Consider the following 18,286-nt stretch of genomic DNA (forward strand, 5'->3'; position numbering starts at 1 on the left):
GGTGCCGCTAAAAATGCTGAAGCGGAACCTTTCAGAGATTCTTAGCGAAACTTTGCACCTGGTTATTGAGTTGGCAAAGGCGGATTTTGGCAACATTCAAATTGTTGATCCGAACGGTCACCTTAGAATATTTGTGCATCAGAATTTTCCTGATTGGTGGATCGATTATTGGCATTCGGTAAGCGCTGGACAGGGAGCTTGCGGCACATCGATCGCCTTGGGCGAGCGTGTGATCGTCGAAGATGTCGCACAAAGCCCAATCTTTGTCGGAACCCCTGCCTTGGAAATACAGCTGAAAGCCGGTGTGCGCGCCGTACAATCAACACCGGTGTTCAACCAAGCGGGGCAAATCATCGCCATGCTTTCTACGCATTACCGCTCGCCGCATCGTCCCAATGCAAAGACGCAAGAAATGCTGGATCTGTTTGCCGCAGTTGTGTCAGCCTTTATCGAACAGTTTCAGGGAGAGGAGCAGCCGGTACCGAAAAACTCCTTCCGCACAGTTGTTGAAGACCAGACCGAGGTCATTAGTCGTTTCTTACCGGACGGTACTTTCTTGTTCGTCAATGAGGTCTATTGTCAGTTGTTTGGAAAAACACCCCAACAATTGATTGGACAACGCTGGCATCCGGGCGCTCATCCCGACGACCTGCCCATGATTGAGACTAGACTGCGCGAGATGACTTCTGACAACCCAGTCGTGATTATTGAGAACCGGGTTTTTGTTGCCAATGCCGAAATACGCTGGATGCAATTCGTTAATCGAGGTTTTTTCGATGCCGCCGGCATTCTCAAGGAAATACAATCGGTCGGTCGCGACATCACCCAGCTCAAGCAAACTGAATTAACCCTGCAGGAAAGCGATGAAAGGCTGCATCGAGCCCAGGCAGTAGCGCGAATTGGCAGTTTTGGGATGAATTGTGACACTGAAACTTTCAGCATGACCCAAGAAACCGCCCGGTTGTTCGATCTTGACAATACCGGCGTTACGACCTTCGCGGAATGGTTCTCGCGCGTCCATCCCGGAGACCAAGACAAAGTTGAAACGGCTTGGCGAGCTGCTTTACAAGGCGCCCCCTATGACCTGACTTACCGGATTGTGGTGCAAGGCCAGATTCGCTGGATTCGGGCTCATGCGGAATTGGAATTCGATGGTAGTGGGCAATTGGTCAAAGCGATCGGAACCGTGCAGGACATCTCCGACATCAAGCAAGTCGAATTAAACCTGCTTGAAAGCGATGAACGTCTGGATCTGGCGCTGGAGGGATCGGGATTGGTGTTGTGGGACTGGCACATTCCTGAGCGTAAGGTCATAGCAGGCAATCGCTGGTTCGAATTGCTCGGCTACACCCCTGAGGAGTTGGGCAACGACGAATCGGATTGGCTGAATTTGATCAGTCCCCAAGATCTTGAAGGCTTTAGGCAAAAGCTTGCAGCACATTTACAGGGTGAAACGGTCAACTTCGAAAGCGAACACCGTTTGCGGCATAAGGCGGGGCATTGGGTTTATGTAGAAGCTCGAGGCAAGGTTATTCGTCGGGATAAAGACAGCAGCCCGCTGCGCATGGTCGGTACGATTTTGGATATTACCCAGCGCAAACGCCTGAATGTCGAAGGCTCGGAATTGCTGAAGCGATTTGAATCACTCATACGCGAAAGCTTGTCACCCTCGCCAGGTAGACTAGAAAAAACCAACCTTGCCGATAGCTTGACCAAACGGCAACGGCAGATTGTCGGCATGATTGCTGCAGGGATGACCTCCGCGGAAATCGGCAACCGCCTCAATTTGTCCAAGGCAACCGTCATCACCCACCGCCGAAATTTAATGGCAACACTCGATCTTCATAGCACCGCCGAGGTGACGCGATTTGCGATTGATCATGACCTGCTGATTGGGAAATAGGAGGCCCAAGCCCAACGAAATATGTACAAATGCGGTAGAAAATTACCGTATCGTTGTGATTGTTTTGTTAGTTCATTATTTTAGTATTGACTTATTTTTGTAAGCCAAAGATTACTAATGATGAGCAAACCAGCAATCAGCAAGGACTGCCCGCTTACACGATACTTGAAAGAAGTGTCGATGTATGACAAATCCGACCTCAAAGCGCAGTTGGCAGGCGCTTTACTGTACAGTCTCGATTACCCTCGTTTTACCCCGCAGACACCTGGCTTAACATCTGTTGCACTATTACTTGAGTCCATTGCTAAAGAAGGGCAAACCGCTCTTCTGTCCGAGGCAAGATCGAACTGTGTTAATTGTCCTCAATTAACGCATTGCAATGTCGGGTCAGTGATTAAAGACAGCCAATCCACTACGAAACTTGCTGGATTTTCTTTTCCAAATCCAAACCCGATTACGCAAAAGACCAGCCTATTTTCCAGTCTGGGTAATGCATTGTTGCTTACTGCAAAGGCGCTGTCAGCCGGATTGGGTTTTTGGCGCTTTTGGGGACATTTAGCGATCACTCACCGCTGGATACCCGTCGTGTTTTTCTCAAAGAGGGATGTTGAATGAGCAATGCGCTAAAGACTGAGAATGTATTGCAAGCGCTTGAACTGCATAAACTCGAATTGGAAATGCAGAATCATGCGTTGTGTCGGGCTTATGCGGATCTGGATACTACTTACCGTAATTATGTACAACTCTATGAATTTGCTCCCGTCGCTTTTCTGACACTCGCTGAAAACGGTCGAATTCTCACTGCCAATCGCAGCGCTAGCGATTTATTGGGTATTGCGCGAGAAACCTTGATTGACACGCCATTTACCCAGTATTTGTGTCCTACAGAGGCTGACCGCTGGCACCTGTTTTTTAACAACGCACGCAAACAAACTGTCGGTCAACACTGCGAGCTATCTCTGCTCCGCAACAATGGGAGGAATTTAATAGTATCGCTTGATTGCCGGAATGTGCTGTCAGTTGATGCTCCCATCATGCTGCTGTGTTTGACTGACATCACCGAACGTATTAACCAGGAAGAAACCCGACGCGTTGCCGCTGCCGCATTTGAAACCGAAGACGGTATGATCGTGACTGACGCCGATAAAACCATCCTGCGTTTGAATAAAGCGTTCAGCCGTATTACGGGCTACAGCGCAAGCGAAGCGATTGGCAACAAGCCGACGTTTTTGCATTCAGGCAAACACGATGCGGCGTTCTACCAACGCCTTTGGTCAACCGTAACAGAGAAGGGTTATTGGCAAGGCGAAATTTGGGACAAGCATAAAAACGGCGCAATATTCCCCTTATCGCTGACCGTCACGGCGGTAATTGATACAGAAACCCAAGCGATCCATTATGTAGGGGCTTTCAGGGATATTTCCTCAGAAAAACAGATTGAAACCGCATTGAATGAAACCCGTATCCGCCTTGAAAACCAAGTATCCGATACACAAATCGCACTATTGAAAAGTACCAAGGAAATCAACGAAATTAGTACGGCATTGAAAGTTCTGCTGAAACAGCAAAATCCGATAAAGAGGACGCGCAAACCGCGCTTCTGCATGAAGTAGAGGCCACGGTACTACCTTTCCTGAAAAAATTAAAAGGCGCAAGCACGGGCCGCCGTCAGTCCACCCGCTTGATCGATATTATAGAAAGCAACCTGATGCATCTCGTGGCTTCCTATGGACATGCCGAAACCTTTTCATCTGCCCTCAAACACATGACGCCCACTCAAGTCCAGGTCGCCGCCTTGATCAGGCAGGGTTTGCCTACAAAAATGATTGCATCGACCTTAGACATCGCGCCCGGCACCATCAGCGTGCATCGAAAACAAATCCGCAAAAAACTGGGTTTGGAGAGTAAATCCGACAACTTGCAGATTTACCTGAAATCATTATCCGATTAACACTTAAAAGCCCTTCTGACAATTGTCTCTGAATAGGTAGTTTTACTACCCATTTCCTACCCGCGAATACCCCATTTTCAGACATCGTTTTTAGGCCGAAATGGGGGTAAAAAGCATATTAGTTTCTTCTGAAATAGCTTGCTGGGACGTTTGAAATCCGGAGAGAACGAGACTTAACAAGAGCAAGTGTTTCATATGATTGCCGTTTATAGATGGCAATATTGATAAAAGAAGAAAACAGCAGCGTTGGTGGATACTTAGGCCGCTTCGCAGAAGCTGCCGAGTTGAATCTCAACTTGATATATAAATTCTTAAAGGCATGAAAAATGAATAATATAAGAAAAAAATAATACTAACGGCTTTGACGGTATTACTCGCGTCGGGAGCACAATATTCGGTTGCCGCGTCTTCTGCCCAAGCCACCATCAATTGGAGTAGCTTGTCCGTTCAGTACTCAGATTTATCGAGTGGCGCCAATGCTCCGCAACTGAGCTGGCTATATGGTTTGGGTGCGGTGGATACCAATGCTTACACAGCAAATACTAACGATTTCCAGCAAGACTCCGGGTTTGCTGAGGACTTGATCACCGCCTTATCCATCAATAGTACAACAACCCAGGCGCAAAGCAGTGCCCTAAGAACCAGCGCCACGCTACAAGCCAATGCGACCACGCAAGCGGGAACCGGCTCGGTAACAGATACCAACGAAGCCAATGCGAGCGCCTATAACTACGCCGAATTTGAATTGCTTGGCAATGGCTCTGCGCTAATCACCGTGGAATGGACAGCCAGTGTTAGCGGCGCTGTCGGCAATTGGGACGACTATGCGTATGCGGCGGCGTTTATCAACGGTAATTTCGACGATGGCAATGGCAATAGTGGCTCATCGGCGTCAAGTAACGCGTATTACTCCAGTGAAGAGGGCGTATTTAATTTTAATGGCGTCTTCAGCATGAATATATTCAGCGATGGTATTCATACCGTTTCAGGTGCAATAAATGCGGAAGCGGTTGCGGCGGCATACAGCCCGGTTTCTCAAGTGCCTGTGCCCAATGCTATCTGGCTATTTGCCAGTGGCCTGATGGGAGTTTTAGGCATTTCACATCGCCGGCAGTTCGCTGCTTAATTAATTATTGATTTTAACGCCAGGTGATTTTCCGGGAAAATAAAATTTTAATATTACATTATCAAATAATTATTTGATTTTTCAGAAAATAGCTCCCTGGATAATTAAAAACTATTTCATATAAATTCGATTTTTATAAAATACTAAATAAAATATATTTCGGATTTATACGTATCCCAAGCATGGGAAAAGGACGCGTATCATGAAAACACATAAACAAGTTAAACAAAGTCAATTAGCGGTGGCAGTATTACTCTGCCTATGCTCGGTAACCGGCGCATCCTTCGCCGCCGGACCCGGTAGCGGCTCTGGCAGTGGCTCTGGCAGCGGTTCGGGTGGCGGCGGTGAAGGCACTGGCGAGGTCTTTGGTGATCTCTACAAATTACTGCGTGACGCTAGAGGTGTACCAATATTAACTGCGGACTTATGTCAACAACCCATCGCTGCCCCTGGTGTTGCTTTGCCTGCCAGCGCTAACTTTCCGGGTTGTACACCTGCGTCTGCGACTGCTTCTTGCACCATTCCGGTCGATTCCGCGACATGTGCGGTGGTTGTCGGTTACGAAACCTATTTACAAGCCGTTGATTTTGCGCGAATGAGCGTCGCCAGATCGCCGGATAGTGTCGTGGAAAAGCAATTAGCTGACGTATTGGTCAATCTGAGTACCGCCAAATGTCTTACGCTCGATCCGGCTGGACGCGTGGTTTATTCCAATGAGGATACCGCCGATGCCGATGGCGATGGTGATACAACAGAATTACTATCCAGTGCTGTGGATTCTCCGTTACAAAACTTGGCAATTTATCGTGAGTTGATCATGAAAGGCGCCTTGGGCAGCCCCGCCATTGCATTACCCAAGCCTTTTAATGGATATTCAATGCTGGACACGGCGGCAAAATCACTGGGGGCGGCAGCCGATAAAGGCGGGAAAATCGACCTCGATCTAGTAGTGTATCTGAATCAGATCATGGGCTTAGATCTAGCAACCACCAGTACGGTATTGCCCAAAATCCCCCTGACGATTAGACAGGAAGTGCAGGGTTCTATGCAGAACGTCGTGAAGTACTTCCTGGATTACAGCAGCTACGGTTACGCGCGTGCAAACACCTACAGCAAGCTGCCCTATCCAGCCAACATACCGGCGAATCAACCGATTTCAGGTTACTTCGATTATCTGACGCTCTATGACGCAGCCACGACCGCCGACGGCGCTCCGCTGTTTTTTATCGATTCCGCGGCCATCTATCCCACCGTATTCAGCGGTTTACCGGGCTTTACCGCGGGCAATGTCGGGGGCTTTGCGCAAGCGAGTGATGATGCCAGGGCTGTTATCGACTTTATGCACAGTCACCCAGTGTTGGAAGGCTATGAAGCACCGGTGCTATGCCAAGCTGCACAGCCACCAGCCGCTCCTGTCGACTTATCCAGCAAATTGCAAATGCCCATTCGTATGGTAGGCAATACCACTAGGGAAGGCACATTAACTGTGGTGAATCTGAAAGGTGCTACGGCATCAGGCACTGTGCAAATAAAAGGCACAGACAGCAAACAGCAACAAGTCCTCAATACTACTTATCCCTTCAGTGGATTGGCGGCGGGTCAAAGCCAAAGCTGGACCATTGTGTTTAAAGGCCCTAGTTATGCAACGACTATTAGCTGGACTGCAACAGTCACTGCCGATGCCAGTGCCAATGTGGACAGCAACCTGACCAATAATACGGCGACTGCCACCACCACTGTGATGGCTGCTCGCGGTTCTGGTGGTGGTGAAGGCGAATAAATAGCCTGGTATCCGTCGCCCTAAACCGGTCTGGCATCACAAAAGTGATTTTCAGATGAAATCAGGCAAGAGAGGTCGGAGATCGTTTCTCCGCCTCTCTATCAGAAAAATAAATGTACGTATTCAGTCTTCACAGCGTGGATCACGCGTTGAGGACCCGCGTCCGGCCATCGCGGATGGGCACGGCGTATCCGCACCAATCTCACGATGACTGCATAGATACAACGAATCAGAGGAGGAGGTCGCTATGTTTAACCGCATGGTTTCGACACTATTATTCGCCATCGCGGCGCAAGGGCTCACGGCCAATAAACCCGCATCGGCAGACTCAAAATTGCATGAAGCGGCCGCCAAGTGGCAAACGGTGGTCAACAATGACGACCTTATGCCGACAGAGGCTTGTAAGGCCGATCCGGCCAACTGCCGAACCTTTAACAGTTACAATCAGCCCTCGCTGAATGCAAAAAAAATGGTTGTGTTTCGTGCCCGTAGCAAAGGTGGAAACGGCGGGGAGCCCGTGCATGGGGTTTATACAAAAGATATGTCCCACGACGGTCCGATTGTTACTGTCCTTGATCGCGACACTGAAGTACCGCAACCCAACAATTTGAGTGCCCCATTCATAGAACCGCCATCATTTCCTCGCATCGACAGCGTTACCGACATGATAGCGACCCGAGGTAATCATAAACCGGTCTGGGAATACACCCTGGCGTATGGCTCCGACACCAAGGTCGGGACTACCGGGATTTATACCAATCCATTTGGACCTTTGATCGCTGGCGCCAGCAAACTGGGTGCGGTTGACGAGTTTTCCTTCTTTCAGGTCCCCGAATTTCCGGGCACGCCCTTTGACGTGTTTCCTGGATCACCTGCCGTAACCCAGGGTTCGACGATTGTATTCAAGGGTAACTACACGGTGAATCAAACCAGCAAGACCGGGGTTTACTATCGCGACCTGAAAAATCGTTCGCTGGTGGGCACCGCGGGTGGCGGCGACAAAGCCGTGGTGTTGATCGCCAATAACACGCACACCCTGATCCCCGGTACTCAGACCATTTTTGGCTCCACCGCGCCGCCCAGCGCAGCAAAGCGGCAGGCGGTATTCGCGGGTTTTGATAATGAGGAAAATCCGAGCTTGGGCGGCATTTATCTTGCGCCACTGAAACCCTATCCAATCAGTAAACAACCGCTGCTTAAAACCTTGGTAAGCATAGGCTCTCAGGTGCCGGATGAACCCAAAGATAGACGGTTTAACCGGTTAGGTGAAGGGGTGTCATTCGATGGTCGTTATGTGGCATTTTGGGGTGCGTGGGGTAGCGAAACCAAGATGGTACGGTTGTACTGCCCTAAAGAGGGCAACAAAGATCGGGCGGCGTATTGTATGAGCGCGGCATCCGGCAGCACACAGGATGCAGTTGGCTGGTATCAGGAAAAGCCAGTGCCGGTAAACCAAGGGCTTTTCCTACACGATATAAACACAGGCAAAACCGTCAGAATCGCTCGTACAGTTACCGACTTTTCTGACTTTGTTTATTGGAATTTTTCCGGCAGATCACCAGGCGCGGGAGAGGGTGAGGAAGGCGACGAAGACGGTGAATTCGCGCGTTGGCGTTCTGCTTCATTCCTGGCTGTTTCCAGTCAGATCAAACGCGGTAAAGACGACACGCCGTATCAGGTGGCATTTAAAGCCAGGACAGGTGCTTTGGACACTAACAATACCTATCAGAATCCGGTCGACGGTATTTACCTCAAAAATCGTTCTGAAAAATCACCTTTTGTGACATTGATTCAATCAGGGATGGACGGCACGGTATTTGACCCTAAAGCAGTGTCTTTAGATGAGGAGACCGGCATATCTGTCGTTCTACCCGTCACGGAGATGGGGCTTGAACGGGACGGCTTTAGAAACGGACGGCTGGCTATAAATGCCAGCATGGGCACTGAAGAAGCGGGTTGGGCGGGGATTTACCTCGGCGAATTTCGGTAATTGAACCGGTTTACTTTTTACACATAGCGATAGACGACCGATAGTTTGAGCTTACTTGCACTATCGGTCCGAATCGCTTTAGGAGATAAAGCCATGAACCAAAATCATCCCTACAAAATAGCATTGATAATTTTCCTAACTGGTTTTTTAAGCGCCGTTTCGGCGGCACCGGGTGGCGGTGGACGGCAAGGCGGCAATCAAGGCGGCGCCTGGCAAACACATCCAGACCCGCGCCGGGAAAACCAGCAACAACAAATGCAGGAAAGAAACCGCGAAATGCAGCAAGAACGCAATCAACAAGACGGTTCATGGCAGTTACAAGAGCGTGAGCGTGAGCGCGAACAACATCAGCTACGTGAACATCAACTGCAAAAATAAAGTCGGTGCCGGATTGCGGTTGCGTGTCGGTGTCTCTTACCTATCAGATAAAGAAATCTCGGCACCGAAGTTGACGATACTCTTGAGATTTCAGAGCAGACTGAAATTTAGCTCTTATTAACCCGGTAGCAGTCATTTTTATGACTGCTACCCATCAACACATTGATTTGGCCTAGGTAAGGCGGTTGAGTTTTGGTCTGGGTAAGACAGTCAAGCATCAAATTCCTCACCTAAATCTGGACACTCAAGTGGTTTTCGGATGCCTTAATTTGTTGAAATTGGAAAGCGGCCCCGACCGACCGCTTTTGGCCGATGGCCGTCAAACCCTACCACCAATACCGTGAACGATTTCATACAATTCCTGATCGGATGGGCACTGCTGGGTTTTATCTTCGCAGTGGCGGTTGGCCGCTCATCGTTCGCAAGTCTTAGAGCCAAACGAGAATCGCATTTTGCTAATCGCGAATGCCAAATTCTCTTACGTGCAAACCAAACTGCCTTGCGCGCAAGGCAGTTTGCCGGGCGAGCAAATCAATTTGCTTTGCCTGCAAGGCTTGGTGGCTAGCGGGCAAACCCAAAAGCGTTGCGAGGATAGCAAAATAGCTTGTGCGCAAGCTTAGTAACCTGGCGCGCAAGGCGTTTTGCCCGGCGGACGAATGAATTTTGTGTTGCCCGCAAAGTTTTTAACTGAGTCAGCAAGGCTTTTGGGTTTGTGAGCAACGCTAAAAGTATTGCGACGATAGCGAAAAGCCTTGTGCGCGGGCTTAAAAGGTTTGCGCGTAAGGCGATTAGCGATAACGGAGTGGCTCAGAAGCTTGCAAGAATCAATTTTGGCTCCGGCGGGCTGCTTGCCGCCGGATCTTGGCTGCATGCGGCCTTAGCCGTTGAGGATGCGCTAAACGAAGTAGAGCGTATGTTTCCCGCAAATAGCAAAGGTTTGGAAACTCAATATATCCTAACAGGCTGGTGAAAAACTCGAAAAGCCAAGTAAGCTAAGGCATAGATGAGGGGCCAACTGTTAAAATAGGCTACCTAAATTTGGAGCCTTTCAATGCGCGGACACGATGCCATTCAAAACAGCTGGTTCAGCTATGTTAGCCTGGAAGACCGTATTCCCAAACAGCATCCGTTGCGTCGTTTACGGCTACTGGTTGATGGCGTATTGGCCTCTATGGATGCCGTCTTTGCCGAGCGTTACTCGCACACAGGCCGTCCCTCGATTGCCCCTGAAAAACTGCTGCGCGCCTTGCTGTTACAAGTCCTGTATACGGTCCGTAGCGAGCGTCAGTTGATGGAACAACTGGACTACAACCTGTTGTTTCGCTGGTTTGTCGGTCTGGGCATCGACGACGCCGTGTGGGAACGCACAGTGTTCAGTGCCAACCGCGAACGTCTGTTGTCTGAAGCCCTGAGTCGCGAATTTTTTGAGCGGGTACTGGCCATAGCCGAATGGCAAAATCTGGTGTCCGACGAACACTTCAGCGTCGACGGTAGCCTCATTGAAGCCTGGGCTTCGCACAAAAGCTTCGTCATTTATGCCCTTTGGGTAAGAAAGACGGCAGCGGCCCGGACAAACCCGCCGGCCGCAATCCCGAGGTCGACTTCAGCGGCGAAAAGCGCAGCAACGCCACCCACCAAAGTACGACCGATCCCGAAGCCCGGCTTTACAAGAAAGGCGAATACACCGAGGCCAAACTGCGTTACATCACCCATGCCTTGTCCGAGAATCGCAACGGCCTGATTGTCGATGTCGAAACCACACAAGCCACCGGCACCGCCGAAATCGAAGCCGCGCAAAAAATGATCAAACGCCGCGTGCCCCAAGGTGGCAGCGTCGGTGCCGACAAAGGCTATGACCAACCGGCGTTCGTCAACGGACTCGAGTCCCGTGATATCAAAGCCCATGTGGCCCGCAAAAAGATTGGCAGTGCCGTCGACGGCCGCACCGCGCGCGGCAAAGGTTACGCCCAAAGTCTCAAGCGCCGCAAAATCGTCGAAGAAGCCTTTGGCTGGGTCAAAACGGTCGGCGGCCTGCGCAAAACCCGTCACATCGGCTTAGCCAAAGTCGCGGGTCAGGCCTTGTTTTGCTTTGCCGCCTACAACCTGACGCGCATGCTCAACCTATTGGTGTTCACGCCGAAACCGGCGTGGAGTGCACCCGCCTAGGGTGAAGTTCGCCTGAAAACCGTCCACAGACGGCTTCAGGCGAATAAAAAGCCCTTGAAACCGGGGCAAAACGCTTGAAACTCGATGTCATGACCGATTTCAACTCGAAAAAATCACGAACATCGTGGGTAAGGGGAAATATCGGCGGGTTTTTCACCAGCCTGTTAAGCCTGCTTTCGGCTGGACATTTACCGCTTTTAGCCGAAACCTACGTGGTCAGCACATGGTGGTGCCAATAACGGCCCGCATTGGGGGGGCGAAACCGGTAATGTTAACGAGCGGCCTCGAGCACTCCGCCGGTGGACTAGTTTTTACTCAGCGTTCCCTGCAAATATTGATTGATCTGCTCCAAGTCCTGTTCATTCAGACTACCGGCGGCTTCCTTGAGTTTGATGCCGTTAATCAGATAGTCGTAGCGGCTTCTGGCATAATCGCTCTTGGCTTTATATAGATTACGTTGCTCGGTGAGCACGTCCACCATGGTGCGGGTGCCCACTTCAAAACCGGCTTCGGCAGCTTCCACGGCCATTTCCGCGGATTTGCTGGTGGCATCTAAGGCTTTGACTCTGCTGATGCTGGAAACCACGCCGCGAAATGCGTCTTTAACGCCGCGATTGATGCTGCGTTTTACTTTGGTCAAATCTTCCTTGGCGGCTTCATACTCGTAGGCGGCTTGGCGGCTGCGGGAAGAGGTGCCGCCGCCTTCGTATAAAGGCAGGTTGAGTTGCAATCCGAAACTTTCATTGTCGCCGCGCAAGCCGTAGCGGTTACCGGTGTCCATTTCGCTGTATTGGGCGACGATGTCGAGGGTGGGCAGATGTTTAGATTGTTGTAATTCGATGTTTTTGCGGACGTATTCGGCTTGATTAATTTGGGCGACGATTGAGAAATTATTGTTCTCCGCCGTATTCGACCAGGACGCCAAGTCCTCGGGTGCTGGGGGGCTAAGCGGAATTTGCGCTTGTAAGCTGTTCAGATCGGCGGCGTTCTCGCCTATGATTTCCCGCAAGGCTTCCTTGCTGTTATCCAAAAGGTTTTGTGCTTCGATCTCGCTGGCCAGAGCCCTGTCATAACCGGCTTGGGCTTCGTAAACATCAGTAATGGCGATGATGCCGACATCGAAACGCTGTTTGGCCTGTTCCAATTGTTTTTCGATGGCTTTCTTTTCCGAGTTGGCGAATTCCAGATTATCTTGCGCGGCCAATATATTGAAGTACGCTTCGGCGGTTCTGCGGATCAGGCTTTGTTGTTTGGCCTGGAATTGCGCTTCGGCCTGAGCAATTTTGTTATCGGCTTGATCAAGCTGCACCCAATGGTCCCAATGAAACACCGGTTGTTTCAAATTAATACCCAATTTGCTGTCCCAGTAATGCTGCAAGGTGGTTCCCAAAAAGCTGGTACTTTCCAGGCGATTGCGGCTGCTGTTGGCGCTGAAGGAAAGATTCGGCAACATCTGTGCGATGCTTTGCGATTTGATCTCGGCAGTAGCAAGCTTATTGATATCCGAGCTTTTAAACTCCGGGTCATTGGCTTTCGCTAGCTGATAGGTTTCCAGCAAGTCCTGACTAAAAGCCGGTTTTACCGGTATCAATGCTACCAAAAAGGTGCATAACAGTTTTATCATTGCTATATCTCGTGCTGAGAGTTGGGAATAAACTTACATTATCGCCTAAAATAAAGACCTTACAGGGCTTATTTAATTTTGCCATAAGGTTAGGCACACATCACCCGTTCGTCAAAGTAAAACCTTAAGGAACTGATCATCCTAACCTATACGGAGTAGAAAATGGCAACTGCAGGTTAAAGAAAGATCGCGCACATCACTTTTAAATTCGCCATGTTTCCAAAGAAACTGCATCGAGAAAATAAGTATGCAGATAACAAAGCTCATTACAAATAATGTGATAAACCTTTTAAATAAATATGATTCAATAATTTTAATTGGAAATAAATTATCTTATTTTTGATGTTCAGGACGAAGCAAATCGTTCACTGTTTTTACCGGATTAAATGTTTCGATAGGAACTTCAACAAAAATTGTATTCCAATCGCTCATGGCTCCATTCCAAAGTCCGGGCAACTCTAAAGCTTTCAATTCTTTACCACCCTTCGATTTCGATGAAATAAATCCGGATTGGTTGTCGACATAATGTAAAAGATTAAATTTTTCGCCTTTATAGTTTCTCACTCCACATACTAAATCAACAGGATTAAAATGCGTTGAATTCATCATTTTAGCTTTTTCAGCAGGATTTGATAAATCAATTTGCGAACTTTCGAGAATTTGAGTGGACACTGTTCCATCTGCATTTACAGTAAGAAAAGGACCGCCACCAGGCTCTCCGGTATTTTTAACCATACCACAAACCCTAATCGGACGATTTAGCTTTGACTTCAGATACTGTTTTAATTCACTTTCATTCAATTTATTAATTTCAGGGTGAATATTATTAAGTTCCTTTTCGCAAAACAGAGCAATTTCATGTAAGCTTGAAATGGAGATGTTATCGTTCTCCAATAGTTGAAGATTTTCAAACGCTTTTTGTTGAAGTTTAATCAATAAACCTGCAATAGCTTTCTTATATTTAACTGTTTGGCTTTTGAGCGAATCAGGAACCACATTATCAATATTTTTAATAAAAATCACATCTGCATTCAAATCGTTCAGGTTTTCAATAAGAGCGCCATGTCCTCCGGGACGAAAAACTAATTTTCCATTTTCGCGAAAGGGTTGATTTTGTTCGTCGGCAGCTATAGTGTCAGTCGATGGCTTTTGTTCTGAAAAACTGATGTTGAATTTTTTACCGAGTACATTTTCGTATTCAGAAAGCGTATCATTTACATGTTTTTCAAACAGTTGCCGGTGTTCAGTTGAAACTGTGAAATGAATATTTACTTCATTCGATGCATTAGAAGCATACAATGCACCTTCCACCAAATGCTCCTGTAGCGAAGTACGTTTTTCGTTGTTATATGTGTGAAATAAAAGTAAGCCTTTAGGCAAGGCACCATAATTCAAACCATTACTGGTTAATAAATTAGATACAATAGCTTTCGTCTCTCCATTTTCAATCAAATCATCAATACTTTTATTATTATTTTTCAAACAGCATTCGTTCAAAGCATCGTAAAACGCGAAGTTTTTAATTTCAGTAATAAATTTAATTTCAGCAGGTTTTATTGGTTCGGCATAATCGGCATCCAAAAACTCATATAAATCTTTAAACATACGACTGGCCGCACCCGATGCCGGAACAAATTTGAGTATTGAAGAATTGGTTTTCAAATAAGCATCCCATGTTTCCAACAAATCATTAATTTGTGCATCCGAAGCAATCGTAATACCATGATCTGGTGATGCAGCATTAATAATTTTCAAAAACGGGAAACCCGTTTCAAAACTTTTAAGCTGATAAACAATTTGTGATTCTGAAATACATTTTTCGCTAATTTGCTGTAAATCGTTGTTTGATAGCATCGTATTGTAATTTTAATGTTGAAAATTTTGTAATATTTATCTGCACAGTTAATTATAGGACAAAAGTACAGCTACATTTGGGTGCCTCGAACAAATCATCAGATGAGAAAATAGCGGCAACCCAATCCTGCAGATAACTGCCATGATCAAAGAAATCTTCTTTGCCGGCGAAGCAGGGCATTGATCTGCCCATAGTGGGGATTGTGGTTGTGGTATCCGACTCCGTAGCCTTTACCAAAATCGTCCCCACGTTATAAAACACTGATACCCGATTGATTCCCGTATGAGTTACCGTTCGGCATAACTCTTTATTATAATCATATGGTAACAATGCATCAGCTTTGGAACTAAACAAAATGAAGTGGCGCCGTCTAACATCGCCGTTGTTGGTCGTTATATTCTGATCCCGGCGATTTTTGAAAAAATCGAAAATACCGGCCGTTGCGCAGGCGGCGAAATTCAATTGACCGATGCGATTGCCGCGTTGATGAAAGACGAGCAAGTGCTGTCTTACGAATTTGCAGGTAATCGCTACGATTGCGGATCAAAATTCGGTTTCTTGTTGGCTAATGTTGAGTATGGTTTGCTGCACCCGGAAATTAAATCAGAATTTGCCGCGTACCTGCAGCAGCGCGTTAGCAAAATTTAGTTCGCAGACGGCGGAGTGGCGATTACCCGCCATTCCGTTGTTGCCGGCGATTGACGATTTCGTAAATCAATAGTGCGCACATAATCAGTGCGGTGCCGGCCATGGTTTTTATCGTCAACGGTTCCTGGTTGACGCTATAACCCAGCACCAGGGACATTACCGGTGTCATCAGATTCATCATCGCCACATTGGTGGCTTGCATGTTGGCCAACACAAAATAATACAATGCAAAACCCAGGGTGGTGGCAATTACGCCAAGATAAGCAATGGAATACAGGGTTTGCTGTGGAATATTTTCCGGCAATAAGCCGCCATCCAACCAATACCAGGTGCCGAAATACAAGGGTACCGCGACTAACAATCCGCCCGTAACCAATTGCAAAGCCGGTAGACGTGCGTCAATCTGCTTGACCCACACCGCGCTAGCCGCGTGGATGAAGGTAGCCACCAGCACGCCGATCAAGCCCTGCAGAGCGAGTTCATCCAATTCCAGTGCCGAGCTGAACATGACCACCAGCCCACCCATACCCAAACTATAAGCGAATAACTTGCCCCAACCCAGGCTGCGTTCCTGCAAATATGCCGCCGCCATGAAAGCGGTCATAAACGGGCTTAATCCGAAAATTACCGAGATCCAGCCGGATGGCACGAATTGAGCGGACCAATAGGTAATCAGCATGCTGCCGTAAAGCTGTATCGCCACTGCCAGATAAGTGATCAAAGCAGGGCGGTTGAGCGGCAAACGCCGACGCAAAAGCAACAATAACAGCAGCAGGCAAGCCAGTCCGGTGCTCATTCTTGCCATCGCCCCGAATACGAAGCTGACGCCGATGCTGCTCCATTTGATGGCTAGCGGTGTGGTAGTCCAGACCAGAATGACACCGAAATAGGCTAAAGCCAGCCGTGTTTTCACCTTAAGGCAATTTCAGACGGTTGGCGATCAATTGCTCAACGACCGAAGGATCGGCCAAGGTTGAGGTATCACCAAGATCGTGAAATTCATTGGCGGCGATTTTACGCAGGATGCGGCGCATGATCTTGCCGGAACGGGTCTTGGGTAGGCCGGGTGCCCATTGAATCAGATCGGGTAGGGCGATAGCGCTGATTTCCTCGCGTACCAAGTCTTTCAACTCGCCTTTCAGGCTGCTGTTGCCTTCGATGCCGACGTTCAGTGTCACATACGCATAGATGCCTTGGCCTTTGATCGGATGCGGAAAACCCACCACGGCGGCTTCGGCTACTAAGTCATGCAGCACCAGCGCGCTTTCGATTTCGGCCGTACCCAAGCGGTGGCCGCAGACGTTCAATACGTCGTCGATGCGGCCGGTAATCCAGTAATAGCCGTCTTTGTCGCGGCGGGCACCGTCACCGGCGAAATAATAGCCGGGGAACTTGGCGAAATAAGTGTCGATAAAGCGCGCATGATCGCCATAAACGGTGCGCGCTTGTCCTGGCCACGGATAGGTCAACACCAGCACGCCTTCCGCTTCGCCTTCCATGATATTGCCATCCGGATCGAGTATCGCCGGCTTTACGCCGAAAAACGGCAATGTGGCTGAGCCGGGTTTTAACGGCGTCGCGCCCGGTAAGGGGGTGATGAGAATGCCGCCGGTTTCGGTTTGCCACCACGTGTCTACGATCGGGCAACGTGTACTACCAACTACCTGATAATACCATTCCCAGGCTTCCGGATTGATTGGTTCGCCAACGCTGCCAAGTATACGTAATGAGCTGCGGTTGGTGCGGGTGACAAAATCGTCGCCCTGGGCCATCAACGCTCTGATTGCGGTTGGCGCGGTGTAAAAAATATTAACCTGATGTTTGTCGATGACTTGCCAGAAGCGGTCGGGATGCGGATAAGTCGGTACGCCCTCGAACATCAAGCTGGTGGCGCCATTGCATAATGGCCCGTACAGCACGTAGGAATGGCCGGTAATCCAGCCGATGTCGGCCGTGCACCAGTAAACATCGCCTTCCTGGTAATCGAACACGTATTTATGGGTCATGGCCGCATACAGCAAATAACCGCCGGTGGTGTGTAGCACACCCTTCGGTTGGCCGGTGGAACCGGAGGTATACAGGATAAATAACGGATCTTCGGCGTCCATCATCACCGGTTCGCAATCGGTCGATGCGGATTGCATCGCTTCGCGATAATCAATATCGCGGCCTGCGGTCCAGGGGATGTCGTGGCCGGTATGCTTGATCACTATCACGGTATGCAAATTTGGGCATTGCTTGGCGGCTTTATCGACATTCAATTTAGAATGCACAATTTTGCCGCCGCGAAAGCTCTCGTCGGCGCAGATCAAGACCCGGCAATCGGCGTCGATGACACGATCACGTAAGGCATCGGCCGAAAAGCCGCCGAAAACAATGGAATGTACCGCGCCGATACGCGCGCAGGCTAAAATAACTACCGCCGCTTCCGCGATCATCGGCAGATAGATACAGACTCTGTCGCCTTTTTGTACGCCATGGGCTTTCAGGACGTTGGCGAATTGGCAAACTTGGGTGTGTAATTCGCGGTAGGTCAGTTGACGATCATGCGCAGGGTCGTCGCCTTCCCAAATGATCGCTACCTGGTCGCCGCGTTTTTCCAGGTGTCGGTCCAGACAGTTGACGGTGACATTGAGTTTGCCGCCCAGGAACCACTGTATTTCGCCCTTGGGGTAGTCGTATTGCAGTACCTGCTGCCAAGGCTGATGCCAGTCCAAAAATTCGGCGGCCTGCTCAGCCCAAAAAGTTTCCGGTTCGTTTATCGACTGCTGATATAGACGCTGGTACTCGGCACTGTCGATATGCGCGTTGGCGGCAATCTGCGGGTTAACCGGATAAATTTTTTGGTCTGACATAACGTAACCT

Annotated in this window: 14 protein-coding genes and 2 pseudogenes; 12 read left to right on the forward strand and 4 right to left on the reverse strand. The window is 48.9% G+C overall.

The annotated features are described in order from the left end of the window. Position 1 precedes the first annotated feature (1 nt). The 11 genes and pseudogenes from ACMXD4_RS10750 (at position 2) to ACMXD4_RS10800 (ending at position 11,294) form a co-directional block, all read left to right on the forward strand. Entirely contained in the window at positions 2–1,903 is a 1,902-nt protein-coding gene (locus tag ACMXD4_RS10750) for a PAS domain-containing protein (RefSeq protein ID WP_415880743.1), read from the forward strand. A 117-nt stretch (positions 1,904–2,020) separates the two neighbouring features. After that, on the forward strand, positions 2,021–2,518 hold the full coding sequence (locus ACMXD4_RS10755; protein WP_415880744.1) for a hypothetical protein: 498 nt from the start codon (positions 2,021–2,023) through the stop codon (positions 2,516–2,518). Continuing rightward, entirely contained in the window at positions 2,515–3,516 is a 1,002-nt protein-coding gene (locus tag ACMXD4_RS10760; protein ID WP_415880745.1) for a PAS domain S-box protein, read from the forward strand. Before ACMXD4_RS10755 ends, ACMXD4_RS10760 begins: the two co-directional genes overlap by 4 nt. Positions 3,517–3,668: 152 nt before the next feature. Next, positions 3,669–3,854: a helix-turn-helix domain-containing protein gene (locus ACMXD4_RS10765; protein ID WP_415880746.1), complete on the forward strand. Its 186-nt coding sequence runs from the start codon at positions 3,669–3,671 to the stop codon at positions 3,852–3,854. 361 nt (positions 3,855–4,215) lie between these two features. Further along, positions 4,216–4,980, forward strand: coding sequence for a hypothetical protein (locus ACMXD4_RS10770; RefSeq protein ID WP_415880747.1), 765 nt, complete (start codon positions 4,216–4,218; stop codon positions 4,978–4,980). A gap of 202 nt (positions 4,981–5,182) precedes the next feature. Continuing rightward, positions 5,183–6,760 (forward strand): hypothetical protein, encoded by a 1,578-nt coding sequence (locus tag ACMXD4_RS10775; protein WP_415880748.1) that lies wholly within the window; start codon positions 5,183–5,185, stop codon positions 6,758–6,760. 247 nt (positions 6,761–7,007) lie between these two features. Beyond that, on the forward strand, positions 7,008–8,750 hold the full coding sequence (locus ACMXD4_RS10780; protein ID WP_415880749.1) for a hypothetical protein: 1,743 nt from the start codon (positions 7,008–7,010) through the stop codon (positions 8,748–8,750). Positions 8,751–8,843: 93 nt separating this feature from the next. Then, entirely contained in the window at positions 8,844–9,128 is a 285-nt protein-coding gene (locus ACMXD4_RS10785; RefSeq protein WP_415880750.1) for a hypothetical protein, read from the forward strand. A 452-nt stretch (positions 9,129–9,580) separates the two neighbouring features. Then, a complete protein-coding gene (locus ACMXD4_RS10790) occupies positions 9,581–9,748 on the forward strand; it encodes a hypothetical protein (RefSeq protein ID WP_415880751.1) in 168 nt (55 codons plus the stop codon). Between the two features lie 92 nt (positions 9,749–9,840). Then, positions 9,841–10,098 (forward strand): hypothetical protein, encoded by a 258-nt coding sequence (locus tag ACMXD4_RS10795; RefSeq protein WP_415880752.1) that lies wholly within the window; start codon positions 9,841–9,843, stop codon positions 10,096–10,098. Positions 10,099–10,179: 81 nt separating this feature from the next. Beyond that, positions 10,180–11,294, forward strand: a pseudogene (locus ACMXD4_RS10800) (IS5 family transposase). Positions 11,295–11,598: 304 nt separating this feature from the next. Here the strand turns inward: ACMXD4_RS10800 and ACMXD4_RS10805 are convergent. Both ACMXD4_RS10805 and ACMXD4_RS10810 read right to left on the reverse strand, forming a co-directional pair. Further along, positions 11,599–12,918 (reverse strand): TolC family outer membrane protein, encoded by a 1,320-nt coding sequence (locus ACMXD4_RS10805; protein ID WP_205450273.1) that lies wholly within the window; start codon positions 12,916–12,918, stop codon positions 11,599–11,601. Positions 12,919–13,251: 333 nt separating this feature from the next. Next, complete coding sequence (locus tag ACMXD4_RS10810) at positions 13,252–14,772, reverse strand: DUF4301 family protein (protein ID WP_415880753.1); 1,521 nt, start codon at positions 14,770–14,772, stop codon at positions 13,252–13,254. 358 nt (positions 14,773–15,130) lie between these two features. Here ACMXD4_RS10810 and ACMXD4_RS10815 point away from each other — a divergent pair. After that, a pseudogene (locus ACMXD4_RS10815) lies at positions 15,131–15,421 on the forward strand (UTP--glucose-1-phosphate uridylyltransferase); the annotation flags it as partial. Between the two features lie 22 nt (positions 15,422–15,443). Here the strand turns inward: ACMXD4_RS10815 and ACMXD4_RS10820 are convergent. Together ACMXD4_RS10820 and acs are read right to left on the reverse strand one after the other, a co-directional pair. After that, entirely contained in the window at positions 15,444–16,334 is an 891-nt protein-coding gene (locus ACMXD4_RS10820; RefSeq protein WP_415880754.1) for a DMT family transporter, read from the reverse strand. Between the two features lies 1 nt (position 16,335). After that, positions 16,336–18,276, reverse strand: a complete 1,941-nt coding sequence (gene acs, locus ACMXD4_RS10825; protein WP_171695484.1) for an acetate--CoA ligase — start codon at positions 18,274–18,276, stop codon at positions 16,336–16,338. Positions 18,277–18,286 lie beyond the last annotated feature (10 nt).

The organism is Methylomonas sp. TEB (genome assembly GCF_047777895.1).
Classification (GTDB): Bacteria; Pseudomonadota; Gammaproteobacteria; order Methylococcales; family Methylomonadaceae; genus Methylomonas.

Excerpts from the sequence above, each read along its gene's own strand:
- ACMXD4_RS10780 (WP_415880749.1), top strand. The coding sequence starts at position 7,008 with ATGTTTAACCGCATGGTTTCGACACTATTATTCGCCATCGCGGCGCAA.
- ACMXD4_RS10760 (WP_415880745.1), top strand. The coding sequence starts at position 2,515 with ATGAGCAATGCGCTAAAGACTGAGAATGTATTGCAAGCGCTTGAACTG.
- ACMXD4_RS10775 (WP_415880748.1), top strand. The coding sequence starts at position 5,183 with ATGAAAACACATAAACAAGTTAAACAAAGTCAATTAGCGGTGGCAGTA.
- acs (WP_171695484.1), bottom strand. The coding sequence starts at position 18,276 with ATGTCAGACCAAAAAATTTATCCGGTTAACCCGCAGATTGCCGCCAAC.
- ACMXD4_RS10810 (WP_415880753.1), bottom strand. The coding sequence starts at position 14,772 with ATGCTATCAAACAACGATTTACAGCAAATTAGCGAAAAATGTATTTCA.
- ACMXD4_RS10765 (WP_415880746.1), top strand. The coding sequence starts at position 3,669 with ATGACGCCCACTCAAGTCCAGGTCGCCGCCTTGATCAGGCAGGGTTTG.
- ACMXD4_RS10755 (WP_415880744.1), top strand. The coding sequence starts at position 2,021 with ATGATGAGCAAACCAGCAATCAGCAAGGACTGCCCGCTTACACGATAC.
- ACMXD4_RS10785 (WP_415880750.1), top strand. The coding sequence starts at position 8,844 with ATGAACCAAAATCATCCCTACAAAATAGCATTGATAATTTTCCTAACT.
- ACMXD4_RS10805 (WP_205450273.1), bottom strand. The coding sequence starts at position 12,918 with ATGATAAAACTGTTATGCACCTTTTTGGTAGCATTGATACCGGTAAAA.